This is a genomic window from Pseudoalteromonas mucoides (genome assembly GCF_049257175.1).
Classification (GTDB): domain Bacteria; phylum Pseudomonadota; class Gammaproteobacteria; order Enterobacterales; family Alteromonadaceae; genus Pseudoalteromonas.
In genome coordinates, this window is sequence record NZ_JBMMUC010000005.1 from 182,512 (window position 1) to 207,729 (window position 25,218).

General features: G+C 39.4%; 21 protein-coding genes. 14 read left to right on the plus strand and 7 right to left on the minus strand.

Going from position 1 to position 25,218, the window contains the following annotated elements:
- Positions 1 to 24: 24 nt before the first annotated feature.
- The 3 genes from rsmE to AAEU30_RS07725 all read right to left on the minus strand — a co-directional run bounded on the left by rsmE (position 25) and on the right by AAEU30_RS07725 (position 2,233).
- On the minus strand, positions 25 to 759 hold the full coding sequence (gene rsmE, locus AAEU30_RS07715; protein ID WP_421960018.1) for a 16S rRNA (uracil(1498)-N(3))-methyltransferase: 735 nt from the start codon (positions 757 to 759) through the stop codon (positions 25 to 27).
- An 83-nt stretch (positions 760 to 842) separates the two neighbouring features.
- Positions 843 to 1,310 carry a hypothetical protein gene (locus tag AAEU30_RS07720; RefSeq protein ID WP_421960019.1) on the minus strand — a complete coding sequence of 156 codons (468 nt, stop codon included), beginning with the start codon at positions 1,308 to 1,310 and terminating at the stop codon, positions 843 to 845.
- A gap of 29 nt (positions 1,311 to 1,339) precedes the next feature.
- Complete coding sequence (locus tag AAEU30_RS07725) at positions 1,340 to 2,233, minus strand: DUF350 domain-containing protein (RefSeq protein WP_421960020.1); 894 nt, start codon at positions 2,231 to 2,233, stop codon at positions 1,340 to 1,342.
- 69 nt (positions 2,234 to 2,302) lie between these two features.
- Between AAEU30_RS07725 and glnE the strand changes: the two genes are divergently transcribed.
- Entirely contained in the window at positions 2,303 to 5,095 is a 2,793-nt protein-coding gene (gene glnE / locus AAEU30_RS07730) for a bifunctional [glutamate--ammonia ligase]-adenylyl-L-tyrosine phosphorylase/[glutamate--ammonia-ligase] adenylyltransferase (protein WP_421960021.1), read from the plus strand.
- A gap of 59 nt (positions 5,096 to 5,154) precedes the next feature.
- Here the strand turns inward: glnE and AAEU30_RS07735 are convergent, their stop codons facing one another.
- The 3 genes from AAEU30_RS07735 to tolC all read right to left on the minus strand — a co-directional run bounded on the left by AAEU30_RS07735 (position 5,155) and on the right by tolC (position 8,166).
- On the minus strand, positions 5,155 to 5,727 hold the full coding sequence (locus AAEU30_RS07735) for a TcpQ domain-containing protein (protein ID WP_087532868.1): 573 nt from the start codon (positions 5,725 to 5,727) through the stop codon (positions 5,155 to 5,157).
- Between the two features lie 61 nt (positions 5,728 to 5,788).
- Positions 5,789 to 6,715, minus strand: a complete 927-nt coding sequence (gene lpxL, locus AAEU30_RS07740) for an LpxL/LpxP family Kdo(2)-lipid IV(A) lauroyl/palmitoleoyl acyltransferase (protein ID WP_421960022.1) — start codon at positions 6,713 to 6,715, stop codon at positions 5,789 to 5,791.
- A gap of 110 nt (positions 6,716 to 6,825) precedes the next feature.
- A complete protein-coding gene (gene tolC, locus AAEU30_RS07745) occupies positions 6,826 to 8,166 on the minus strand; it encodes an outer membrane channel protein TolC (protein ID WP_421960023.1) in 1,341 nt (446 codons plus the stop codon).
- 155 nt (positions 8,167 to 8,321) lie between these two features.
- Between tolC and AAEU30_RS07750 the strand changes: the two genes are divergently transcribed.
- The 11 genes from AAEU30_RS07750 (at position 8,322) to AAEU30_RS07800 (ending at position 20,588) form a co-directional block, all read left to right on the plus strand.
- Positions 8,322 to 8,942 (plus strand): NUDIX domain-containing protein, encoded by a 621-nt coding sequence (locus AAEU30_RS07750; RefSeq protein ID WP_421960024.1) that lies wholly within the window; start codon positions 8,322 to 8,324, stop codon positions 8,940 to 8,942.
- Between the two features lie 33 nt (positions 8,943 to 8,975).
- Entirely contained in the window at positions 8,976 to 9,434 is a 459-nt protein-coding gene (locus AAEU30_RS07755; RefSeq protein WP_421960025.1) for a DUF1249 domain-containing protein, read from the plus strand.
- Positions 9,421 to 10,212 carry a metallophosphoesterase gene (locus tag AAEU30_RS07760; protein WP_421960026.1) on the plus strand — a complete coding sequence of 264 codons (792 nt, stop codon included), beginning with the start codon at positions 9,421 to 9,423 and terminating at the stop codon, positions 10,210 to 10,212. The genes AAEU30_RS07755 and AAEU30_RS07760 overlap by 14 nt, the downstream gene beginning before the upstream one ends.
- Entirely contained in the window at positions 10,197 to 10,757 is a 561-nt protein-coding gene (locus tag AAEU30_RS07765) for a YqiA/YcfP family alpha/beta fold hydrolase (RefSeq protein WP_421960027.1), read from the plus strand. The genes AAEU30_RS07760 and AAEU30_RS07765 overlap by 16 nt, the downstream gene beginning before the upstream one ends.
- Positions 10,758 to 10,790: 33 nt before the next feature.
- The gene (gene parE, locus AAEU30_RS07770) at positions 10,791 to 12,680 is read left to right on the plus strand and encodes a DNA topoisomerase IV subunit B (RefSeq protein WP_290209277.1); all 1,890 of its coding nucleotides are present in this window, start codon (positions 10,791 to 10,793) and stop codon (positions 12,678 to 12,680) included.
- A 47-nt stretch (positions 12,681 to 12,727) separates the two neighbouring features.
- Positions 12,728 to 14,617, plus strand: coding sequence for a tetratricopeptide repeat-containing diguanylate cyclase (locus AAEU30_RS07775; protein ID WP_421960028.1), 1,890 nt, complete (start codon positions 12,728 to 12,730; stop codon positions 14,615 to 14,617).
- Entirely contained in the window at positions 14,610 to 15,704 is a 1,095-nt protein-coding gene (locus tag AAEU30_RS07780; protein ID WP_421960029.1) for a PQQ-dependent sugar dehydrogenase, read from the plus strand. Before AAEU30_RS07775 ends, AAEU30_RS07780 begins: the two co-directional genes overlap by 8 nt.
- A 10-nt stretch (positions 15,705 to 15,714) precedes the next feature.
- Entirely contained in the window at positions 15,715 to 18,006 is a 2,292-nt protein-coding gene (parC, locus tag AAEU30_RS07785) for a DNA topoisomerase IV subunit A (RefSeq protein WP_421960030.1), read from the plus strand.
- Between the two features lie 153 nt (positions 18,007 to 18,159).
- Positions 18,160 to 18,873 (plus strand): 1-acylglycerol-3-phosphate O-acyltransferase, encoded by a 714-nt coding sequence (locus AAEU30_RS07790; protein WP_421960031.1) that lies wholly within the window; start codon positions 18,160 to 18,162, stop codon positions 18,871 to 18,873.
- A complete protein-coding gene (gene rraB, locus AAEU30_RS07795) occupies positions 18,873 to 19,208 on the plus strand; it encodes a ribonuclease E inhibitor RraB (protein WP_421960032.1) in 336 nt (111 codons plus the stop codon). The genes AAEU30_RS07790 and rraB overlap by 1 nt, the downstream gene beginning before the upstream one ends.
- A gap of 159 nt (positions 19,209 to 19,367) precedes the next feature.
- The gene (locus AAEU30_RS07800) at positions 19,368 to 20,588 is read left to right on the plus strand and encodes an HD-GYP domain-containing protein (protein WP_421960084.1); all 1,221 of its coding nucleotides are present in this window, start codon (positions 19,368 to 19,370) and stop codon (positions 20,586 to 20,588) included.
- Here the strand turns inward: AAEU30_RS07800 and AAEU30_RS07805 are convergent.
- Positions 20,548 to 20,886, minus strand: coding sequence for a hypothetical protein (locus AAEU30_RS07805; RefSeq protein ID WP_421960033.1), 339 nt, complete (start codon positions 20,884 to 20,886; stop codon positions 20,548 to 20,550). The genes AAEU30_RS07800 and AAEU30_RS07805 overlap by 41 nt on opposite strands.
- A gap of 314 nt (positions 20,887 to 21,200) precedes the next feature.
- Between AAEU30_RS07805 and AAEU30_RS07810 the strand changes: the two genes are divergently transcribed.
- Together AAEU30_RS07810 and dld are read left to right on the plus strand one after the other, a co-directional pair.
- The gene (locus AAEU30_RS07810; protein ID WP_421960034.1) at positions 21,201 to 22,523 is read left to right on the plus strand and encodes an outer membrane protein transport protein; all 1,323 of its coding nucleotides are present in this window, start codon (positions 21,201 to 21,203) and stop codon (positions 22,521 to 22,523) included.
- Positions 22,524 to 22,978: 455 nt separating this feature from the next.
- Positions 22,979 to 24,679 carry a D-lactate dehydrogenase gene (dld, locus tag AAEU30_RS07815; protein ID WP_421960035.1) on the plus strand — a complete coding sequence of 567 codons (1,701 nt, stop codon included), beginning with the start codon at positions 22,979 to 22,981 and terminating at the stop codon, positions 24,677 to 24,679.
- Positions 24,680 to 25,218 lie beyond the last annotated feature (539 nt).

Sequence of the window (25,218 nt, forward strand, 5' to 3'; positions counted from 1 at the left end):
GATATGAGGGTGCTTTTAGTAATTTCAATTAGCTAAATCACCAAACTGTAATTGTAATGCACTTAAGACCGTTAAAGCGGCGGTTTCAGTTCGCAAAACTCTTGGCCCTATTCGAATATCTGTAAAGTCTTGCTGTTTGGTTTGTGCTATTTCTTCATCAGTAAAGCCGCCTTCAGGGCCAACTAAAAAGCGGACACCACTTTTTGGTACTGTAATTGTCTTAATTGAATGTTCGGCACGTGGGTGCAGAGTCAGCTTTATTTCATCACTGCTTTGTTTTAGCCATTCACTTATATCAATAGGAGGATGAATGGTGGTAATACGATTACGGCCAGATTGCTCTGCGGCTGAAATGGCTATTTTTTGCCATTGTTGGTGTTTCTTTGCTAAACGCTCAGGGCTGAGCTTAACACCACAGCGTTTACTAAAAATTGGGGTGATCTCTGTGATACCTAATTCGACGGACTTTTGAATGGTAAAGTCCATTTTATCGCCGCGAGATATACCTTGGCCTAAATGAATTCTCAATGGTGATTCAACGTCTATGTCGTTAAATTCAAGAGGCATAGCAACGACAGACTTTTTGCCAACTTCTATGAGTTCACACAAGTATTCACCGCCTTGGCCGTTAAATAATGATATTTGTTCACCCAGCTTCATACGTAACACTCGACCAATATGACCTGCTGCATCATCGTTTAAATGAACGGGGGTTGAAAGTGCGATTTCGCTTGTTTGATATATATGAGGAACGCGCATGATGACCTTAAGATAAATAGCTAATATAGCTTATGGTATGTAACGCTGCTCTTTGGTGCAAATATTATTAGCAGAACTAAACTTTAACTGTTTATTTTTTCATTTAAGGCGTTTAAATCTAGAGGTGTTTCTGCAATATCATCTTGGCAAGATAAGTGGTTATTTTGTGCTTGTTCGGTGACAGGTTCAAAATGATAACCGCCGTCAATCTCATTTACTAAAAATCGTACACTGTGCAGTGAGTTGAAAATAAAGCGTTGATTGTCATCAGCGAGTAAATAGTCAGTTTGATTAAATAGCACTCCAGCAATGTCATGATGCTCGTGTAAGTAGCTTGCCAACTCTGACACGCTAATTTCATTATTAAAATCACAGTAACAATAATCTTTGATAAGCTCATCAAACATCAATTTTACGAGCTGGCGGGTATTTATACCAGCAACTACTAAAGTGCTAGGGGTACTAGCTTGACCAAAATAGTGTTCAGTGAATTGTCGGCTAAATTCACTGTCATTATCGATCAACAAGTAATTATCTACTTTAAACGGCATGGGGCCCCACATGTTGGTATTTTCAATAGCTAAATTGAAAACATACTAATAAGTAAATAGCCTATAACGCTGAAAACAGCAAATTCGATACAGGCAATACCAATGTTATCTTGATGGTCAATTTCAAGTGCAGTATCAATATTAGGTAAAGAAATGTACTTAATAATGGCCGTTAGTATATACAGTAATAACCACATCGTGCCGCAATGTAAAGCTAATGTGAAGATATTCTCTACCATTTTTCCGTTATGGAAAATTGCGCTTGCCAATCCTGCATAAATAGCCAGCGATAAGCCGATTGATTTTCCAGCATAACGTATGCCTATAGAGGTGTTTTCTAGATTGAAGTTACTTTGCAACGAGGCACCTTGATTTGCTCTAGCAAAGCGATATTCGCGTAATTTACTATCTAAAGCAAAAATTCCCTGCAATAAAAAGAAGCTAACAAATGCGATTAGTAAGCTACTAAATCCTTGAGTATGTGACCAGTTATAAAGGCCTAAGGTAATAATACAGTTAGCGACCAACATGCCTGAATCAACTAAAGCGGCACAGACGTTTTGTTTTAAAATAGCGGCTTCTTCATTAAACCGATGCAAAATCCATTTACGATGAATTAAGTGACCGATTTTAATGAAGCTAAATAAAAGCACAATTAATGTAATAACCTTTAAGGGGTTTGATTGTGCTGCGCTGATGCTAATTTCCTCAAACAAATAGGCAATGGTTGCAACAACTACACTTATCTCTGAAGCAAAACTAATACCCATGGCAAAGTTGTCATGTTGAGCAAGTTCTTCTTTCAAAGCTTGCTTTGCCTTGAAATGGTTTAGCCCTCGTAAGCCTATTACAGTTAAACAAATAACCGTAAAACAAATGGCAATCGCGAGTAAACTAGTGTTAGATAAAGACAAATATGACATGTTGAACCTAGATAATAATTAATAATTTCATTCTAGTATGATTACTGCTGATATAAAAGAGAGTATTTAATGAGCCAACAACTCCCCACACAAATACAGACCCTTGGTACGGAACGCTTTGCAGAACTATATGCTGAGCGTCCAGTAAACGAGAAAATTATCAAGCTACTTGGCTTGAGTGAATTTGCTTGGCGTTGTTTGGAGTCTCAACCAGAGCTTATTGACATGTTGCTTTCTGAGCGTGACATGTTATTGCGGGACTGCCCTTGTCCTTTTTTAGGCTATGAGCTTAGTAATATAGATGAAGTTGTAGGCTATAAAATACTCCGCCAGTACAGAGAGCGCTATTGGCTCAAAGTGGCATTCTTGGATCTGTGTTGTGATAACGATATAGCAGATAGTATTCGCTATATTTCTATGCTGGCAGACAGCTTAATCGATGGTGCTAATCGTTGGGCTTTTGCACAAGTAGCTAAAGTTAATGGTGAGCCTGTGGATGAGCAGGGCAACGCTATGCAAATGCTGGTTTTAGGGATGGGAAAGCTAGGGGGAAAAGAGCTTAATTATTCCTCTGATATCGATTTGATATTTGCTTATCCGCACAGTGTTAAAACGCAAGGTGGTCGACGTTCAATTGAAGCGCAAGTGTTTTATACTAAAGTTGCGCAAAAGCTGATTGCGTCATTGAACCAAAATACAGCAGATGGGCAAGTATTTAGAGTCGATATGCGACTTCGCCCTTTTGGTGAAAGCGGTCCGTTAGTGATGAGTTTTAATGCAATAGAAGATTATTACCAAGAGCAAGGTCGTGAGTGGGAGCGTTATGCCATGCTCAAAGGCCGTTTAATTGGTGAGAAAACTCAATATAGTGATGAGTTTTATCAGTTATTAAAGCCGTTTGTTTATCGCCGTTATATTGATTTTTCAGTGATAGAATCACTGCGTAAAATGAAGCAAATGATTGCCCAAGAGGTGAGGCGTAAACGCTTAACTAATAATATTAAGCTCGGTGCTGGTGGCATACGTGAAGTTGAATTTGTGGTACAGGCATTGCAAATGGTTCGCGGTGGACGTGAGGCTAATTTACAAACGCAATCACTGCTTAAAGCACTTTCAGAACTAAGTGCAACCAATGTAATAGCTTCAGACGAAGCTAAACTCCTACAAAGTAATTACTTGTTTTTACGTAAAGTTGAACAGTACTTACAGATTTTTGACGATCAGCAAACACAAACTTTGCCTGATGATGAGTTAAATCAGCAGCGATTAAATTTTTTATTAGCGCAAACTGACTTTGCCGATACATTGAGTGAAATTAATACAGTTATGAGCTGCGTCCACAATGAGTTTGAGTTAGTGATAGGCTATGAAAGTGAACCGGAAGATCCATGTGAAAGTGCGTTCGTCAGCACTTGGGAGCACAATGATATAAGTTTATTAACGACACCTAAAAATGATTGGCAGCAGCCTTTAAGTGACTTTAAAGCACATTTGGCAAAAGCTAAAATCGGACTACGAGGACGTGATATTCTCGATAAATTGATGCCGCTGCTACTTAAACAACTATCCCAGTGCAATGCATCTGGGGCTGTGTTTAGTATGATCAGCCAGGTACTTAATAAAATTATTTCACGTACTGCTTATCTTGAGCTGCTGTATGAAAACCCCGGCGCGCTTAAACAACTAGTTACTCTTTGTTGTCACAGTAAATGGATAGGCGAACATATTTCTCGTTACCCAATTTTGCTTGATGAGCTGATAGATCCTGCTGTGCTTTATAAACCCACGCCATTAACGGCTTATAAAGATGAAGTCAGACAATATTTTTTACGTATAGATAGTGAAGATTTAGAGCAGCAAATGGAGGCGTTACGCCAATTTAAGCAAACTCATCAGTTACGTATAGCCGCAGCTGATGCGACAGGCGTTTTGGATGTAATGAAGGTTAGCGATCACTTAACAGCGCTTGCTGAAGCGATTGTTGACCAAGCCGTAAACATCGCTTGGCAGCAAATGGCCACGCGTTTTGGTATTCCGCCCAATACAGATGATGAAAACAAAGGGTTTGGCGTTATAGCATATGGTAAAACAGGAGGTTTTGAAGTCGGTTATGATTCGGATTTGGATTTAGTTTTTGTACATAACCACGATGGTACAAGCCAAACAAATGGCGAAAAAAGTATATCCTCTAGGCAGTTTTATTTAAAACTCGCGCAGCGCTTAATGCATTTATTTAATACGCGTACGGCATCCGGTATTTTATATGAGCTCGATACACGTTTGAGGCCAGAAGGAGCCTCCGGGTTGATGGCTATTAATCTAGAAAGTTTCCATCATTATCAATTAACGCAAGCTTGGACCTGGGAGCACCAAGCGCTAGTACGCTCAAGAATGATTTTAGGGCAAGAAGAACTGCAACAAAGGTTTGAGCAAATCCGCTTAGAAATACTGTCGCAGCAGCGTGATAATGCCGTGCTAAAAGGTGATGTTATCAAGATGCGTGAGAAGATGCGCAGTCACTTAGCTAAAGGCAATGACACGCAGTTTGATTTAAAACAAGATGCCGGTGGCATGGCTGATATTGAGTTTATAACCCAGTACCTGGTGCTAAAAAACGCACATACATTTTCTCAGTTAACGACTTTTTCAGATAATGTGAGAATTCTGACTGACGCAGCTCGATTAGGTTGTATTGATACACCGTTGAAACAAGGGCTGATTGCAGCCTACATTGAATATCGCTCGCGCTACCATGTGCTAAGTTTGGATCAGCAAGGGCGTTGTGTTAGCCGTGAAGAGCTTAGTGAGCATATTAGTTTGGTTACTAAAGCTTGGCAGGAAATTTTTGGGCTGAATAACTAGGTTTATTCTGACGAACTAGAGCTTGATAAAATATGTATTTTCTCAAGCTCAAATAAATACTAACTCTTTAAACGGCGGCAGTTTTCTCGAACATATTCGGAGGGGAGCTCAGTAATCACTGCAGCCCTTTGTTTAAAGCAAAAGAAGGTGTATACCTCGTTTTCAAAATCATCATTTATAGCACGGCCAACTTGGTATAAAGTCGAGTTGAAATTACTATCTACTCGAAAATGATCTTTAACGACGTAGTCTTTGCTTAAATACCAATAGAGCACGATATCTTCATTGCGTGCGTATTGCGACATCACTTTTTTTAGAGTCGACCCATTTTCAAAACGTCTTGCTGTGAACTCACCCGTCCAATTTGGAGATGATGGCTCGACAACTCGCGCGCGTTCAATTAATGCTGCATCAATATTTAACTCAGGTTTTGGTAGTTTTAAAACATATTTATCTCGTTCATTATTTTTATTTACTTGATTACGCAACGCCGAATAAAACCGCGATAACCCTTGCGCAGCAGCATTTTTTGTTTCTTTCATGTCCATAACTGGGCCATGACCAAATAAAAAATAAATGGCGGCGATTATTAATATAACTGCTAGTGATAAATGCTTAACCCAAAACCACATAACTCATACTCTTGTTTTTGTGTTTGTTCATAAAATCATATTAAACCACGAAAGTCATCTTCTACTTATAGTAAGAAGGCGCGTTTTCGTCAGGTCGGGTTTTAAAACGTCTGTGTAGCCACATGTATTGCTCGGGTGCTATTGCTACAGCCTGTTCCATGCGTTGATTCACCCGTGTCACATCTTGTTTGTCATCGCCACTTGGGAAATTTTCAAGCAACGGGAATATTTCTAGGTGATACTTACCGTCTTTGTCACGGTGGCTAGCAAAACTGACGACCTCACAATGTTTACTCGCCGCGAATAATAGCGTTCCTGTAGTTGTTGCCGCTTCAGTGACTGCGAAAAAAGGAGCAAACTCACAGCGCTTTCGGCCATAGTCTTGATCTGGTAAGTAGTAACACACTTTTTTGTTTTTAAGCGCTTGTAGTAGCCCTTTAACGTCACGTTTGCCAATTAAAAACTCATTAGAGCGTAAACGGCCATTAGTTGTAAAATATTCAATTAACGGATTGTTGTGCGGGCGATAAAAGCCAACACCTTGACAGTTTATTCCCATCACTCGGCTGGCCATTTCTAAGTGTAGAATGTGGGGGACTAACAACAAAGCCCCTTTGCCCGATTGATTAATTTTTTCTAGATGTTCTAATCCTTTAATTGAGCCGAATACATTATTCACTCGCCACTGCGGCCACCACCATGCCATACCTGTTTCCATCATGGCGATACCGGTATTCTCCATATTTTCTAGCACTAGTTGTTGTTGTTCGTTCTCAGGCATATCTGGAAAACACAGTTTAATATTTACTTCGGCAATGTGTCGGCGCTTCTTCATAAAGCGGTGTACTAAACGGCCTAAATATTTACCCATTAGTAATTGTAGTTTATGAGGAAGCCATGAGATCAGATAAAGAAAAAATACGCCAACCCAAGTTAACCAATAGCGAGGACCTAAAAAAGACAGCTTGAAAGCAGAGGAATTAACCACAAAAAAACATCTCAGAAAATAAAAGACGTAGTTTAACTGTATGTGTTTAAAAACACAAAAAAGCCAGCATTAAGCTGGCTTGATAGTTAAATACCGATGGAATTAATTGCTTAAATAGCTTTTAATCCCTGATTAATAGCAATTAAGTCTTCACTGGTAAGGGTACCAGCGGCTTGCTTTAAGCGTAATGTAGAAACCACGTAGCGGTAACGTACATTGGCTAGGTTACTTTTTGCATTGTACAGATTTTGCGTGCTAATGAGTACGTCAACAATGGTACGAGTACCCACCTCAAACCCGGCTTCGGTGGCTTTTAATGCACTTTCTGCTGAAACAACAGCTTGCTCAAGTGCTTTAAAGGTAGCAATGTCAGACACAACTTGATTATAAGATGTAATAACAGAGCGAGTTACACCACGCAATGATGCTTCTAAGTCTTCACTAGCAGCAACGTAAAATGCACGGGCTTGCTCTGTTGCTGCAGTTGTTGCACCACCAGAATAAATCGGCACAGTAAAATCAAGACCAACCGTTGCGCTATCACCACGAGGCTTCATGGTGTTGCTATTATAATCGGTTAATGAATCCCCATAAGTTGCATTAAGGGTTAGTTTTGGATAGTGCCCAGATTGCGCTAAATCAATTTGATCTTTAGCAATATCGACCGTTACTTTTGCAACTTGTAAGTTTAAGTTATTTTGTTCAGCCAGTTTTACATAATCAGTTGATTGTTTGTTTGGCTTTACTGTCGAAAATGTTTGGGTATCTAGCGTGTCTAATTTTGCGTGATATTTGCCAGTGATTTCACGAAGTTGCTCACGGGCAGTTTCAACGCCGTTTTTAGCCACAATCTCTTGTGCAACTGAGTTATCATATTGTGCTTGTGCTTCGTGAACATCAGTAATAGCAGTAAGGCCTACAGCATAGCGTTGTTTAGTTTGCTCAAGTTGACGCTCGATTGCACGTTTTTCTGACTGTACAAATTCAAGATTGTCGATGGCACTTAATACATTAAAATAGCCATCCGCAACACGAACTATTAAATCTTGCTGTGCAAAATCATATTGCGCAGAAGCTTGTAAAGCTTGTTTGTCGGCAATATCTAAAGAGTTCCACGCACCTAAGTCAAAAAGTGTTTGATTTAGGCTTAGGCCACGGCTAAATGTATCAGTATCACCGTCTATTTTTGCATAGCCTAATGGGTCAGTACCTTCATATGTTGTGCTATCTGTCTTATCATAGCCCATTGAAAAGCCAATTTGCGGTAGTAAGGCGCTTAAAGCTTTATCACTGTTATAAGATTGTGCATCGGCTTGTGCTTTAGCTTTTAAAACCGTTGGATCATTTGCAGTGGCAATTTCGTATACTTGTAATAAATCTTCAGCATTTGAAGCTGTGGCAGTCAATGCGCATGATAAGCCGATCAGCGCAGCAAGAATGTTCTTTTTCATTAGTTGTTCAGTCCTTAGACAGTTTGCGTACTAAAAGCATGTTAACCTGTTTTGTCAAATAACAAAAAAAATTTTGTGTAAAACAGCGCAAACAAGTGTAACAGAATATAATAAACCGCAAACTTTTTGAGTTAAGAAACCGATTAAGGAAATAAATGACTAATAAAGCGATTACTTTATTTACCAATAATGATGTTGACGTTGCGCCAATCGAAAACTTATACAGTGGCTTTTTTAAAATTAATCTTTATCAGTTTGAGCATGCACTATTTGCAGGAGGTAAGTCACAACCCATTAAGCGTGAAATTCTTGAGCGTGGTGATGCTGTTGCTGTGCTGCCTTATGATCCCCTTACTAATAAAATATTGCTTATAGAGCAGATACGCATTGGTGCTATGCGTAGTAAAGAGTCACCTTGGCTTTTAGAGTGTATAGCTGGCATGACAGATGGCGACACAGATTATGAAGCTGTTGTTAAACGCGAAGCCTTTGAAGAAGCCGGCCTTCAATTGCAGCAACTTGAGTATATGTTATCGTACTTATCAAGCCCAGGTGGCACCACTGAGCGGCTTTATCTTTATTTAGCCACCGTAGATTTAAGCCAACATACTAGCGGCGTTTTTGGCCTTGAGAGTGAAGGTGAAGATATTAAAACCCATATAATAGATTTTGATGAGGCTTTAGCGCGTCTTAATAGTGGTGAAATAGATAATGCGGCAACGGTGATATCATTGCAGTGGTTAGCACTCAATCGCGAGCGTATAATAAGTAAATAGACTACTTTTAACTCTTAACTATATGGCGGTAACTTGACAGCAACAGCAGTGAAACAACGATATATCCAAAGCTTACCTAAATACCTTACCTTATGTGAGCATAATTACCTGCGCGCTTTAAAGCTGTTACCGCTAAGTAAAGAGGTTGGTCAAAAACGCCGCGTTCAATTAGGCGAGCATCAGTTTGAAATTAGCGTTGATGGCTGTGCAAAGTACACTATGGATATTTCAATAACTCAGTTATCGGGCGTCATTAAAGGCATGACGCCGTTATTTTTAACTGTGCGTTTGTACCATGATGCGAAAGTTGCTGAGATTGTTCATCATGATTACCACCAAAGAATAAAGCCATCATATGGCTACCCGAATCCTTTAATGCATCAAAAAGATGAAAAATATCAACTCAATGCTTTTTTATACGATTGGTTAGTGGCCTGTATTGATAGTGGCCGGGCAGTGCTCAATTGGGACGTTAATAATGGCTTGGTTTGAACAAAGTGTTCAGTTTAATCGTGAAGTATTAAAGCTGGCTCATGTTACAGATAGTCATTTGTTTGCTAAGCGTAATGGCGAATATTTTGGAGTCAACACTGCCGACCACTTCCTCGCTTGTTTAACACACATGGCGACGCAAAACTTAGATGCAGTGGTATTTGGCGGCGATTTAACCCAAGATCACAGCGTAGAGTCATATTCATTATTTGCTCAATTAATAGCAGAGTCACCATTAACTTGTCCTGTTTTTTGGTTACCGGGGAATCATGATGAGCTAAACTTATTAACATCTCTGGCTAATAAGCAAATCTCAAATGCGAAGCGACTAATTACTAATAGCTTCACTGTACTTTTACTTAATTCAAAAGGGACTACGCCTGCCGGATGGGTAACTGATGCTCACTTAACTGAAGTGGTAGGCTGTTTAGAGCAAACAAAATTGCCGAGTGTTGTTTTTTGCCATCATAACCCATTACCAATAAATGGTTATTTGGATAAGCACATGTTAGAAAACGGCCCACAATTACTTAATAGGCTCAATAACAGTAATTACGTGAACTGGTTATTTCATGGTCATGTACATAACAGTTATGAGTTTGATTACAGGGATATGAAAGTGGTTTCAACCCCTGCAAGCTCTGTACAATTTGTAAAAAACACACCTGATTGGCAACAACAAAATCTAGGTGCGGCTTATAGGCTTATGACGCTATCTAAGAACGCAGATAGTAAAAATCTGACCTGCGACACGGAATTGGTATGGTTAAACGTGTAATTTATATTCATGGCTTTAATAGTAGCGAAAAATCATATAAAGCTGTGCGCTTTGGCGAGTATATGGCAAACTATGACGTTGAATATTTTGTGCCGCGCTTAAACCATGAGCCTTTACATGCCATTATTCAATTAGAGCAACTACTAACGTCAGATACAGTTTTAGTTGGTAGTTCTTTAGGTGGTTTTTATGCCACGTATTTATCGCAAAAATATCAGCTTCGTGCAGTGGTCATTAATCCTGCGGTTGAGCCTTTTTTATTATTGAGTTCATTTTTAGGGCCTAATTATAACCCTTATCAGGATACCCACTACGAGCTTAATAAAAGCCATATTAGTGCGTTAAAATCACTGTTCATAACACCGCTAACTTACCCATCATTACTGTATTTATTACAGCAAACGGGCGATGAAGTACTCGGCTTTGAACAGGCAGTTAATTATTATTCACAGTGTAAACAACATATTGAGTTTGGTGGCGATCACAGTTTTCAAAACATTGAGAGCACCTTTGCAAATATTGTGGATTTTCTTAAAATCACGTAAAACATAGCTAAGCGCATAAAAAGATAAAAAACTATGAGTCAGCAAAATTATAACGCCGAAGCCATTGAAGTCTTAAATGGTTTAGAACCCGTAAAACGCCGTCCAGGTATGTACACAGATACCACGCGCCCTAATCATTTAGGCCAAGAGGTGATCGATAATAGTGTCGATGAAGCAATGGCTGGGCATGCGAGTAAAATCGACGTCATTCTACATGAGGACAACTCATTAGAAGTGAGTGATGATGGCCGTGGTATGCCAATAGATATTCATCCTGAAGAGGGTATTCCTGGGGTCGAGCTGATTTTTACCAAATTGCATGCCGGTGGTAAATTCTCAAATAAAAACTATCAATTTTCAGGTGGTTTACATGGCGTAGGTATTTCGGTTGTTAATGCACTATCTACGCGTGTTGAAGTGCAAGTACGTCGTGATGCGCAGCAATTTATGATGGCGTTTGAAAATGGCGACAAAGTTGAAGACTTAAACGTTATTGGCACTGTGGGTAAACGTAACACAGGTACAACCGTGCGTTTTTGGCCTGATGCCAGCTACTTTGATTCTGCTAACTTTTCACTGACTAAGTTACACCATTTACTTAAAGCCAAAGCAGTATTATGCCCCGGTTTACGCATTAAGTTTATCAACAAACAAACCAAAGAAACCCAAGAGTGGTATTACGAAACGGGTTTACGTGATTACTTAAATGAAGCTGTTAAGGGCTATGAAGTCCTACCAAAAGAACCGTTTACAGGGGAATTCTCCAGCTCTACAGAAGGGGCTGATTGGGCTGTTGTCTGGTTACCTGAAGGCGGAGAGTCAATTGCAGAAAGTTATGTAAACTTAATTCCGACTGCGCAAGGTGGTACCCATGTAAATGGTTTGCGACAAGGCTTATTAGAAGCAATGCGTGAGTTTTGTGAATTTAGAAACCTGCTTCCACGTGGCGTTAAACTGACTCCTGACGATATCTGGGAGCGTTGTAGCTATGTCTTGTCGGTTAAAATGCAAGATCCCCAATTTGCAGGCCAAACGAAAGAAAAGCTTTCATCGCGCTCTTGCTCAGCGTTTGTATCAGGTGTGGTGAAAGATGCATTTAGTTTATGGCTCAACGAACACACTGATATTGCCGAGCTTTTATCAGAGTTATGTATTTCAAATGCTCAGCGGCGTCTTCGCGCTGCAAAAAAAGTTGTTCGTAAACGCGTGACGGCAGGCCCTGCATTACCAGGTAAATTAACGGACTGTAGTGCGGCCGATAATGATCGCACAGAATTGTTTTTAGTTGAGGGTGATTCTGCTGGTGGCTCTGCCAAGCAAGCTCGAGACCGAGAGTTTCAAGCAATTATGCCGCTGCGTGGTAAAATTTTAAATACTTGGGAAGTAGAGTCAGGCCAAATATTAGCTTCACAAGAAGTGCATGATATATCGGTTGCATTAGGAATGGACCCGGATTCAAAAGACTTATCAGCACTGCGATATAACAAAATATGTATTTTAGCTGATGCTGACTCTGATGGGTTACACATTGCAACTTTACTCTGCGCACTCTTTGTTCGTCACTTTCCTGAATTAGTTAAGCAAGGTCATGTATATGTGGCTATGCCGCCTCTATTTCGCATCGATATAGGTAAAGAGGTTTACTATGCACTGGATGAAGATGAAAAATCGGGTATTTTAGCGCGCATAGAGGCGGAGAAAAAACGCGGTAAAGTTAACGTTCAACGCTTTAAAGGCTTGGGCGAAATGAACCCGCTGCAATTGCGTGAAACAACTATGGATCCGAATACTCGCCGTTTAGTCCAATTAACCCTTGATGAAGAACAACATACACTCGAAATGATGGATATGTTACTGGCTAAAAAGCGTTCTTCAGACAGACGCCAATGGTTAGAAGATCACGGGAATCGTGCTCAAGTATAACTACAAAGGAAGCAGCTTATGCACCTTCAACTTGGTAGGCTTTGTTAATGGCTTTTTTAAATCGCTATTTGTTAAGCTTCGCATTAGCAGTGTTTTTTAGCACTGCTAATGCGAATACTTCAGTTGATCAGCAATGGTTAGAGGAAAGGTTAGCGATTGCTGAAGAAAAAAGCATTGAAAACCCAACGCTTGCAGTTATATACCTTAATAATATACTCAAAAGTAAAGTAACAACGTTAACTGAAATTCAACGCATAAAACTACAAATCACGCTTGCTGAAAACTACTTGCTTAATAGTGATATGAATAAAGCAGTTGAATTAGTCAAACAGATACAAAGCTATCAAGAGTTACTCGATGCGACTTCAGCGGTTAGCTACTTTATTGTCAAATCAGATATATATTTGCTGCAAGGGGACTCTAAGTTAGCTTTAGCTGAATTGGAGAAAGCTAAAGAAAAAATAACGCTGTTAGATGATAAAGCCAAAGGTAATCTCTATGCTGCTTTTGCTAACTACCATGTTAATAATCACAACGAGAGTAAAGCGAAAGATTATTATTATAAAGCCTACGAAGTCTTTCTTAAAAGTGGCGATGACTTACAGCTCGCTTACATTGAATCTACGATGTCACAATCTTATGAAGCTTTATATGACTTTGATAAAGCAATAGAGCTGCAAAAAAAAGCCCTGTCTTATTTTAGTCGTAAAAACTTATCGTTTGATATGATGGTTTCTTATTATCATTTAGCTAAGATTTATCTAAAGCTTTCACGTAATTCAGACGTAATTTTTAATGCTGAGCAAATTTTAAAGATTAACGCAGAGTCAAAATCATCAAGCCCTAAATTTAACTACTATGCATATATCACTCTTACGCAAGCATACTTACAATTAGGTAATATTGAACAAAGCGTTAAGTTTTTAGATTTGAGTAATCAGTTTGTGGCCGGTATCGAAGACGTCTATAAGAAGATAGATCACTTCTTAATTCAAACTGAAATTGAAATAACACAATCAAAACTTGAACAAGCTAACCGAACAATTACTAAAACTAACGAGATTTTAAGTGATATTCCAGCTGAAAGTGCAATAACCTTTTTACTTCGGTTAAACAAATTGCAAGCGAAATTGGCTATTAAAGAAGGCAACTTTGAACGAGCAACTGAAGAATATCAATCATATATTTCGCTTAATGAGCAGCATTATAACTATATTCGTGAGCTGTTTCGTTCTCAGAATAAAGCCCAATTTGATATCAAGAAGTTGGAGCTAGAGAAGCAACTACTAGAAAAAGATAAAGAACTTAATGAGTTTGCTTTACTAGAAATAAAACAAGAACAAGCGCTACATCATAGTATGATGTTTAGCGTATTAATGTTGGCTCTGGTGTTACTTATTTTTGCATGGCGCCAGTATCGATTGAAACGTAAATTTAATGGGCTCGCTAATACAGATTATTTAACAGGCGTGGCAAATAGACGAAAAGTCATGGATTATGCAGAACTGAAATGGCTAGAGCTAAAACAAGGCTGTAATAAATTTGCGTTAATTAGCTTTGACTTAGATCACTTTAAAAAAGTGAACGATAACTACGGTCATCCAGCAGGTGATTTAGTATTAAAAACTATTGTTAACGTTGCTCAGCAAGCAATTCGTGAAAATGATTTCTTAGGGCGTATTGGTGGCGAAGAGTTTTTAGTTGTGTTGATAGATACTGACCAAGTTGAAGCCACTGAAATTGCTTACAGAATAAAAAGTGCCATCGAAAAAGCACAAATCCAGAGTGATAAAGACATAATTAGAGTCACTGCAAGTTTAGGCGTGACTCAAAAGAATGAGCAAACAAGCACATTCAAAGATTTACTAAAGCAAGCAGACAAAGCCTTATATGCTGCTAAAGAAAATGGCCGAAACAGGGTAGAGGTTTATGAATAAGTTACTGACATTAATAATCAGTTTAGGGCTGTTAAGTACACCCGCAGGTGCAGCAAACATACTTAAAGAGCTGAGCGTCGCTCAAGGCTTTGAAGTGAGTGTTTTTGCCGATGATGTAGAGAATGCTCGCCAGATTGCGGTGTCTAAAAAAGGCATTGTCTATGTTGGCTCACGAAAAGCAGGCAACGTATATGCACTAATAGATCACAACAGTGATGGCGTTGCAGACAAGCAAATTTTAGTCGCCAGTGACTTATCAATGCCATCAGGGCTTGCTATTAAAGGCGATGATTTATATGTAGGTGAAGTACATCGTATTATTCGTTTCAAAAATATAGATAAACAACTCAAAGCACCAAAGTATGAGGTCGTTTACGATGCTCTACCTACAGAGCGTCATCATGGCTGGAAATTTCTACGCTTTGCACCTACAGGAGAGCTAATAATCCCAGTCGGCGTTCCTTGTAATATCTGCGCTGAAGATGAACGTTTTGGTCGAATTTTTGCGCTTGATGTAAATACCAAGCAAATTACCACACTTGCAAAAGGTGTGCGTAATTCTGTTGGCTTTGACTTTCATCCGAGCACACAAGCTATGTGGTTTAGCGATAATGGTCGTGACATGATGGGGGATGACATACCGCCAGATGAATTAAATCGCTTAACGAATGAAGGCGAGCACTTTGGTTTTCCTTACGTACATGCGGGAGCTATTTTAGACCCCGAGTTTGGTAAGGGCAAAAGTACAGCCGATTACACTGCACCCGCATTAGCGTTAGCTGCTCATGTAGCACCACTGGGTATTCACTTCTATAAAGGCAAGCAATTTCCGAGTGACTACAAGCAACAGTTATTTGTTGCTGAGCATGGCTCATGGAATCGCAGTAAAAAATCAGGATATAAAGTGGCTGTAGCCACTATTGAGCAAGGACGTGTGATAAAATACACGCCGTTTATAACGGGCTTTATGAAAAACGAAGAAACATTGGGTCGTCCGGTTGCTTTTGCAGAACTTGCCGATGGCAGCTTATTGATCTCCGATGATTACGCCAATGTGATCTACCGTGTAAGCTATAAAAAAAATTAGGTAGGCTTTGATGAGTGATACAGATACCTTGCTGATGCAAGGAGTTGAGCAACAAACAATGGGGCGTTTTACAGAAGACGCTTATTTGAATTATTCCATGTATGTGATCATGGATAGGGCATTGCCACACATTGGCGATGGCTTGAAACCAGTACAACGCCGTATTATTTATGCGATGAGTGAACTGGGGCTATCGGCTGCTGCTAAATATAAAAAATCAGCACGTACTGTTGGTGACGTACTGGGTAAATATCATCCTCACGGTGATAGTGCCTGCTACGAAGCCATGGTGTTGATGGCGCAACCTTTCTCTTATCGTTACCCATTAGTGGATGGCCAAGGTAACTGGGGGGCTGCGGATGATCCAAAGTCATTTGCGGCAATGCGTTATACCGAAGCTCGTTTATCCAAGTTCTCGGAAGTGCTGCTCAAAGAGCTAGGTCAAGGTACCGTTGATTGGACTCCTAACTTTGATGGCACCATGGATGAACCACAGGTTTTGCCTGCTCGACTGCCACATATTTTATTAAACGGTATTACCGGCATTGCTGTTGGTATGGCGACAGATATTCCACCGCATAATGTGCGGGAAGTGGCCAGTGCTTGTTGTTTATTACTTGATAAACCAAAAACTGAGCTGAATGAGTTGCTTGAATTAGTTCATGCTCCAGATTATCCAACTGATGCTGAAATAATCACCCCAAAAGCGGATATTCAAAAGATTTATCAGACTGGCCGAGGCTCAATAAAAATGCGTGCAGTTTATACGCAGGAGCAAGGTGATATTGTTATCACTGCATTGCCACATCAATGCTCTGGCAGTAAGGTACTTGAGCAAATAGCCGCGCAAATGAATGCGAAAAAGCTGCCAATGGTGGCAGATTTACGGGATGAGTCTGATCACGAAAACCCAACACGTATAGTGATTATTCCACGTTCAAACCGTATTAAAGCAGAGCCGTTAATGGCTCACTTATTTGCGACAACAGATTTAGAAAAGAACTACCGCGTAAACTTAAATATGCTTGGCCTTGATGGCCGCCCGCAGGTTAAAGACTTACGCAGTATTTTGACTGAGTGGCTGGTGTTTAGACGCGAAACAGTGCGTCGTCGTTTGCAATACCGGTTAGACAAAGTACTTGCACGCTTGCATATCTTAGAAGGTTTACTAGCCGCCTTTTTAAATATCGACGAAGTTATCGAGATCATTCGTTCAGAAGATAAACCAAAGCCAGTTTTAATGCAGCGCTTTGATATAACTGAAATTCAAGCTGAAGCGATTTTAGAGTTAAAGTTACGTCACTTAGCAAAACTTGAAGAATTTAAGATTCGCGGTGAGCAAGATGAGTTAGCAAAAGAGCGTGATAAACTTGAGCTTACTTTAGGTTCAGACCGTCGCATGTCGACATTACTGAAAAAAGAAATACAAGAAGCGGCTGAGTTGTACGGCGATGATCGTCGCTCACCTGTTGTTGAGCGTCTTGAAGCAAAAGCATTGAGTGAAAAAGATTTAATCCCATCAGAATCAGTGACGGTTGTATTATCTGAAAAAGGGTGGGCACGAGTCGGTAAAGGCCATGATTTAGATGTTGAGGGCTTAAATTACAGAGCGGGTGATGAATACAAAGCGTCAGCACGTGGTAAGAGCAATCAACCTGCCGTGTTCTTAGATTCAGCAGGACGGGCGTTCGCCACCGATGCACATGGCTTACCATCAGCTAGAAGTCAGGGCGAGCCAATGACAGGGCGCTTCAACCTTAGTGCAGGGGCTAACTTTGAACATGTTGTCATGGGAGAAGATAAACAAGTATTACTGATGGCCTCTGATGCGGGTTATGGCTTTATAACTGACTTTGTTGATTTAGTGAGTAAAAATAAAAATGGTAAAGCGCTTGTTAGTGTGCCTAAAGGTGGGCAGTTACTTGCACCGATCCGCGTCAATGATGTAGCGACAGATTACTGCATGGCTATTTCAAATGAAGGGCGCATGTTGCTTTTCCCATTACGTGACTTACCAAAACTAGGCAAAGGTAAAGGAAATAAAATAATTTCCATCCCAAGTGCAAAAGTGCAAGCCCGTGAAGAGTTTGTAAAAGTGCTCACAGTTGTACCACAAGGTTCGAGCGTGACATTGCATGCAGGTAAGCGTAAGTTAACACTCAAACCGAGTGATCTTGAGCATTATCATGGAGAGCGTGGGCGTCGCGGAAATAAATTACCACGTGGCTTACAGCGTGTTGATGAAGCTGAGGTTGAATTCACGCCGAGTGATGATATAAGCGAACCCCCTCAGCCAGAATAAGTACAGCTATACTTGATAATCACACGGCCTGCTAATGCAGGCCGTTTGTTTTTAAAGGATAAATAAATTTAAGCTTACAAGTGTGCGCTAAACTCTCGTTTAGCGGCTAAAATAACGCTATAATGCCCGCGCTTTAATTATTGGAGAGTATTTTTGCTAGCTTTTATTCGTATCTTAATCATGGCTTTGTTTATTTTGTTGAGCTGCTTTTGCGGTTTAATATTGTGTTTAATCAAACCTTTCCATAAAAATAATGTACATATTATTGCAAGTTGGTTTGGCTCTATGGCTAAAATGCTCGGCGTTAAACTCGTTATTACACGCCACAGCGAGGTACTAAATGCAGGCCCTGCAGTGTATTTAGCAAACCATCAGAATAATTATGATTTATTTACATTACCCGCTGCAGTGCCAGAAAACTGTGTAAGTTTAGGTAAAAAAAGTTTGAAGTGGATACCGTTCTTTGGTCAGCTTTATTGGCTGTCTGGTAATATTCTTATAGATAGAACGAACCGTTCAAAGGCGGCGGGTACGATTTCAAAAGCAGCTGAAAAAATCAAACAAAACGGTTTATCAGTTTGGATGTTTCCTGAAGGTACGCGTAGCTATGGCCGAGGCTTATTACCTTTTAAAACTGGGGCGTTTCATACTGCATTGAATGCACAGGTTCCTGTTATACCCGTGTGTATGAGCACAACAGATAAAACCATTAAACTAAATCGTTGGGACAATGGTACAATCTATATTGACATGTTAGCACCACAGCACCTTGATAAAGAGATAAGTGCGCGTGAGCACGCAAGCCGTATTCACGCTATAATGGCAGCTAGAATAACCGAATTAGATGCGCAAGTGAGAGAAAAGTAATGGAAAATTGGCGTGAAATTAGTGAAGACATCGTAACTTCCTTATTAGAAGATGGCTCGGATCCTGAAATCCTATATGAAGTAGAGCACCATTTTGTTTGTGAAGACTTTGTAAAACTTGAGCAAGCCGCACTTGCTGCGTTTAAGTTAGGCTATGATGTTGAAGAACCTGCTGAATTAGAGCTAGAAGACGGCACTAAAATTTGGGGATTTGATATTGTAGTTGAAGCCGAACTCGACGTTGACGTGATTATGGAAGATGTTGATAAGCTTGCGCAACTTGCTGTTGATACCGGTGTTGAGTACGACGGCTGGGGTACTTATTTTCAAGAATAAGTGCTAACCACTAGGTCCTAGCCACTAGGGCCTAGAGCAATTTACCAACCCGCCAGTTTTCTCATACTTATTTATTGTTCCTGCTTTTAGTTATAGACATTTATACTGGATAGTTGATAATAAAAAGCCATTATTAAAAAAAGTAACTTATTGCTATTTATGCTCATTACCCTTCCTATTTCCGAGCTTGTGCCAGGTATGTTTGTTGACAGTGTCAGTAAGCAGTATGAAGGCGTTGATAGCATAAAAATTAAAACCCGTGGTTTAGTTCGTGATAAGTCAATAATTCAAAGGCTCATATCTGAAGGTGTTGAAGAGCTACTTATCGATTTTACGCAAAGTGATGTAAGTGTCCCCACTAAATACCAAGAAAAGCCAGCATTAGCACCAGCCAAAGCTGAAGAAGTAAAAGCCAAGAAAAAAGTAAAAAAAGTAGTTTCTGTTGAGCAGGAGTTTGCAAAAGCGAGCGTTAGCTATGAGCAACATAACCGAAAGTTACAAAGTTTATATGGCGATGTAACATCTGGTTTGAAAATGAATATCTCCTTGTTAGACGATATCGCCAAAGATATCGTTGCTTCAGTATTTCGTAATCACAATGCTATGACCATTCTTACCCGAATCAAAGATAAGAATATGTATAACTGGCGTCATATGACTAACTGTGCGATTTTAGTGACGGTTTTTGCTAAGTATCTCGGCTATAAAGAAGAAATAGTACAAGAGCTAGCAATGGGGGCATTGCTGCATGACTTAGGGCAAGCTAAATTACCCCAGGGAATATTCTCTAAGTCTGAAGAAGTGAACGAGCTAGAGATGCAGGCGATAAAAAAGCATGTTGCGCAAAGCTTAGGGCTTGTAAAAGGTGAAAAGGGAATAACGCCATTGATGCTTGATATGATAGTTAATCATCATGAGCGTTTAGATGGCAGTGGTTATCCACGTGGTATTGTCGGGGAAAAGTTAAGTCGCCCGGCTAGGATCATGGCTATTGTCGATGTATACGATGCGATGTGCTCTGACAGACCGCATCAGTTGGGTGATGAGCCTATCAATGTTTTACGCTACCTATTGGGCAGTAAACACTTATTTGACAGTGAGTTGGTACAGCGATTTATAAAATGTTTAGGCGTGCATCCAGTTGGTACTATTGTTAAATTAACCAATGAGCGTTTAGCGTTAGTTACTGAAGGGAACCATCAAAACCCAATTAAACCTAAAGTTAAAATATTTTTCAATGCTAAGCATAACCATCATGTTACGGCAAAAGATATTGATTTAACCTCGCCTGAGCATGATTTAAAAATCCTCGCGAGTATAAAGCCCCTTGATTATCAACTTAATTTGGCTCGTTTGTTAAAAGAGCACTTGCTGGTTTAGTATCTTGTGTAATTGATTTATCACAGCGCTTTTTGCTTGAGTGTCTTGCAGATAATAATGCCCCACTAAAACAACTCACCATTAATACTAACCATAGTAGTGTGCCTTTTTCAGAATGAAGTGCACCACAGCAACATAGTAAGGCTATAAAAGCAGCTACTATCGCTCCTAACCAATAATGATTAACAGGGTTATCGCATTCACCGGCCCTGGTACATGCGCAAAAGTTTGCTTTACAAAAGCTAAATACGCTGGCTCCACAAAAAACAAGAGCCATAATAATTAATACTATTTCCACAGCTATCCCCTTAACTGGTGTTTGCAAATAGTCTAATTGTGGAGATTAATCAAGTCAACGTAAATGATAATTAATTACAGTTAGAGCATTAACTCTAATACCACAAATCTCATCCGATGAGTTTTAAAAAAATGTTAAAGTGTAGTTAAAAACCCTGTTTTTTGCCGTTTTTTACCATATTCATGAAGTTTTTTACAAAAAATTAAGGTAGTGTAGCGAAGTTTTGAAAATAGTTACTTGATCTTAAATAACCTGTGCGCAGGTTAAGAACAACAAAATGAGTATCCAAGCTTTGCTTTGGTTAAGGAAACACAATGAAATTTACAAAAACTCTAATCGCAGCATCACTTGCTGTTATGTCTGCAGATACTTTTGCAGCGGCATTTCAATTAGCTGAGCAAAATGCTTCAGGCTTAGGCCGTGCGTATGCTGGTGAAGCTGCAGTTGCTGATGACGCTTCTGTCGTTGCTCGTAATCCCGCTCTTATGTCTATTTTTAAAGAAAATCAACTAAGTGTAGCTGGTATCGCCGTAATCCCTGACGTTAGCTTACGTGGTACGCAGGCGAGTAATTCATCTGTAAACCCAAGTCAATTAAATGATAGCAGCATTGCTCCTGCTGCATTTGTTCCTGCGGGTTATTTTGTTATGCCTATCGATGACAAGTTTGCTGTCGGATTTGGTGCATTTTCAAATTTTGGTTTATCAACTGAGTTTGAAGCCGATTACCCAGCAGGGCAACTTGCTGGTGAAACCGAGATTGTGACTGTAAACATGAATGTTAGTGGGTCATATAAAATTAACGAACAATTAAGCGTAGGCCTTGGCCTTAACTATGTTTATGCAGATGCAAAAATTGTTCGTAATTTTGGTGCTACGTCAGAGCAAACTCAAGCTCAGTTTGATCAATTATCGCAAGCTGGGTTGTTACCTCCCGATTTTCGTGTTCCATCACAAACTGAGGCTGTGCATTTAGAGGGAGACGATTACGGGTTTGGTTGGAATATAGGTGGTATGTACCAGTTTGACGAAAATAGTCGTTTTGGTTTTAACTATCGTAGCGAAACAGATATCACTTTTGAAGGCGAGTTTTCAAGTCAGCTTCCAGTTGGCTTAGGTGTTGGCTCTGGTGGGGCAAGCCTTCCTGGTCGCGTTGAGATTACGTTGCCGGCAATTGCTGAGTTTTCAGGCTCACATCAGTTAGATGAAAAAACAGGCTTACATTATAGTGTTTTATGGACCGGCTGGAGTAGTTTCCAAAAGCTACAAGCAGATGTTGATGGGCGTGATGAACCTGGCTTCTCAAAAAATGAGAACTTCTCGAACTCAATGCGCTATTCAATTGGTGGTGACTACCAGTTTAATGACGCCGTTTTATTACGTGCAGGCCTTGCATATGATGAGTCTCCAGCTGATAAAAACCATATGTCAATTTCTATCCCAGATACAGACCGTTTTTGGTACTCATTTGGTGTTAACTACACAATGAGTGAGCAGGCAAACCTAGATATTGGTATGAGTATTTTACGTGGTAAAACACAGAATTTCACTGAATCAGATAACCAGGGTCAGCAGTGGGGGTTTGAATCAAAAGGCCATGCAGTGTTAATTGGTGCACAGTATAACTACACGTTTTAACCTTTTCTGCTAAGCGAGGCGATTCGCTTTCTGATATAAAACAAAAAAGCCGCGTTATGTAGTTTCATAACGCGGCTTTTTTATTTTCACTGCTTTATTCGTAAACTATATAGGTTGAAACTTATTATAATAGTTATTGAGTGAGGATGGCTTAATAGAGCTAATTTAGTGTCTTTGAACATAATGGTGGAAGTGCTCGCGTAAATAGCTATACCACTTTAAAAACTAACCAAGTAGCTAACTTGGCTGCTTTATAAGTCGGTCATTAATGACTTACTATATCTTTAAGTGAAAAAATCTAATCTGCATTCACTGGAATAATTTGTTCTTATGTTGCAAAATAATTGAAATAAAATAGGAGTCGAACGATTATTTTAGTTTCTATATAGTTAACAGGGTAACTTTTGATAGTATATTGTCGGCATATACTAAACACCATTACATCAGGAATAATAATGACTAGCAGCTCAGCACATAATTCATTAATCCAAGAACTAAATACAATTGTGGGTAGCAAATTTACGCTTACTGATGATTCAAAAATGCAACCTTATTGCAAAGGGTTTCGCTTTGGCGCTGGTAACGCTTTAGCAGTGATTAAACCTGCAACACTAGTTCAAGTGTGGCAAGCCTTAAAGGCATGTGTCGCTAGTGATGTCATTGTTATTATGCAAGCAGCCAATACGGGGTTAACCGGTGGATCTACACCTGATGGCAATGATTATGATCGTCCTATTGTTGTTATTAATACAATGCGTATAAGTGATATCCAACTAATCGATAATGCTAAGCAAATAGTTGGACTGGCTGGGGCGACTTTATTTGGTTTAGAGGATGTATTAAAACAGTATGGTCGTGAACCGCATTCAGTCATTGGTTCGTCGTGCATTGGTGCATCTATAGTTGGAGGTGTTTGTAATAATTCTGGTGGTGCTTTAGTACAGCGTGGTCCCGCTTATACTGAACTGTCTTTATTTGCTCAAATCGATGAGCAAGGTAATTTGTCGTTAGTTAATAACTTAGGTATACACTTAGGTGATAACCCTGAAGAAATTCTCACCAACTTACAAAATAAAAACTACAATGAGGCGGATGTAGAATACGGGGAACACAGAGCATCTGATAATGAATATCATGAGCGTATTAGAGATGTTGATGCAGATACGCCATCACGATTCAATAATGATGGGCGTCGCTTATATGAAGCCTCAGGCTGTGCAGGCAAATTAGCTGTTTTTGCAGTACGTATGGATACTTTTGCAATACCTGATAAATATCAAGTCTTTTACCTTGGTACTAATGACGCTAACGTGCTTGCGCAAATTCGCCGAGATATGTTGTCATCATTCAAAACACTACCTGTTTCAGGAGAGTACATACACCGAGAATGCTATGACGCATGTAAAAAGTACGGCAAAGATACATTCTTAGTTATTGATAAACTTGGTTCTAAGTTTATCCCTAAGATGTTTGCTATGAAGAGAAGCGTTGATCGTATTGCTGATAAGCTCTCATTCTTACCAGCTAAGTTTTCAGAGCGGGTGATGCAGTATTTAAGTTATTTATGGCCAAATCACTTACCAAGGAGAATGGAAGATTTTCGTGATAAATATGAACACCACTGGATCGTTGAAATGAGTGGAGATGGTGTCGACGAAGCTAAAGCTTACTTTGAAAAATTCTTTAACGAAAATGAAGGAGACTATTTTGAGTGTACTGAAGATGAAGGTAAAAAAGCAATCTTGCATCGGTTTGTAGCCGGTGGTGCCATAGGGCGAATGCATGCTATGCGTGCAAAAGAGCTTGGGGCTGTAATGACCATTGATGTTGCATTTCCACGTAATGAAAAAGAATGGTTCGAACAATTACCAAAAGAGCTAGATGATCAAATAGAAGTAAAACTCTATTATGGCCATTTATTTTGTCATGTGATGCATCAAAACTACATTATGAAAAAAGGTGTCGATGCGAAAGCCGTTAAAAATAAAATTTTACAAACATTTGATGAGCGTGGTGCAGAATACCCTGCTGAGCATAATGTGGGTCATGAATATTTCGCTAAAGATACTTTAAAAGCATTCTACAAAGAGCTTGACCCAACAAACTCCTTTAACCCTGGAATAGGTAAAACTAGTAAGTGTAAACATTGGCATTGATAATGAAATGTTAACCTTGTAAATTCCTTCCTCTTTCATAGTTGTAAATATTTTATTCTCGGCAGTTTATAAAAACTGCTGAGAATGAAACTAACTTTTCCAAACTAAACATTAATGAAATTTATGTATAAGCCAAGGTAAATATTTAACTAACTGATATTTATTGTTTTTAGTGATTTATGCTGCTTTTCATTAACTTTTCGATTAGCACTTTTAACGATTAAATGATGTGAAAATGGATAGATTAATTTTTTTCACCTATTGAGTTTATTTTTATCAGTTGTCACCGCAGAGCTATTACTCTAAATTTAGATTCAAGCAAACAGCGGAGCAAACCAAATAAGGTTACAGCGTGTTTAGGCTACTAAACCAAGTTATAAATGCGAGCAGTTTGCAATGAAAAGAATCTTTATAATTGTGTGTGAAGATGTTGTCAAAAAGACGACTCAAGTTAGGGATTAACTTGGCTTGAGTTGCTTTTTATTTTAACCGCCACGCAGTTAGATGAACGAAGTTTTCATCAATGAATTTAGAGTGTA

Coding starts and splice junctions, on each gene's coding strand:
- rraB (WP_421960032.1), top strand. CDS start 18,873: ATGGAAAATTGGCGTGAAATTAGTGAAGACATCGTAACTTCCTTATTA.
- AAEU30_RS07720 (WP_421960019.1), bottom strand. CDS start 1,310: ATGCCGTTTAAAGTAGATAATTACTTGTTGATCGATAATGACAGTGAA.
- dld (WP_421960035.1), top strand. CDS start 22,979: ATGACTAGCAGCTCAGCACATAATTCATTAATCCAAGAACTAAATACA.
- rsmE (WP_421960018.1), bottom strand. CDS start 759: ATGCGCGTTCCTCATATATATCAAACAAGCGAAATCGCACTTTCAACC.
- AAEU30_RS07725 (WP_421960020.1), bottom strand. CDS start 2,233: ATGTCATATTTGTCTTTATCTAACACTAGTTTACTCGCGATTGCCATT.
- AAEU30_RS07800 (WP_421960084.1), top strand. CDS start 19,368: ATGCTCATTACCCTTCCTATTTCCGAGCTTGTGCCAGGTATGTTTGTT.
- AAEU30_RS07750 (WP_421960024.1), top strand. CDS start 8,322: ATGACTAATAAAGCGATTACTTTATTTACCAATAATGATGTTGACGTT.
- parC (WP_421960030.1), top strand. CDS start 15,715: ATGAGTGATACAGATACCTTGCTGATGCAAGGAGTTGAGCAACAAACA.
- AAEU30_RS07760 (WP_421960026.1), top strand. CDS start 9,421: ATGGCTTGGTTTGAACAAAGTGTTCAGTTTAATCGTGAAGTATTAAAG.
- parE (WP_290209277.1), top strand. CDS start 10,791: ATGAGTCAGCAAAATTATAACGCCGAAGCCATTGAAGTCTTAAATGGT.
- glnE (WP_421960021.1), top strand. CDS start 2,303: ATGAGCCAACAACTCCCCACACAAATACAGACCCTTGGTACGGAACGC.
- tolC (WP_421960023.1), bottom strand. CDS start 8,166: ATGAAAAAGAACATTCTTGCTGCGCTGATCGGCTTATCATGCGCATTG.
- AAEU30_RS07735 (WP_087532868.1), bottom strand. CDS start 5,727: ATGTGGTTTTGGGTTAAGCATTTATCACTAGCAGTTATATTAATAATC.
- AAEU30_RS07775 (WP_421960028.1), top strand. CDS start 12,728: ATGGCTTTTTTAAATCGCTATTTGTTAAGCTTCGCATTAGCAGTGTTT.
- AAEU30_RS07780 (WP_421960029.1), top strand. CDS start 14,610: ATGAATAAGTTACTGACATTAATAATCAGTTTAGGGCTGTTAAGTACA.
- AAEU30_RS07765 (WP_421960027.1), top strand. CDS start 10,197: ATGGTTAAACGTGTAATTTATATTCATGGCTTTAATAGTAGCGAAAAA.
- AAEU30_RS07810 (WP_421960034.1), top strand. CDS start 21,201: ATGAAATTTACAAAAACTCTAATCGCAGCATCACTTGCTGTTATGTCT.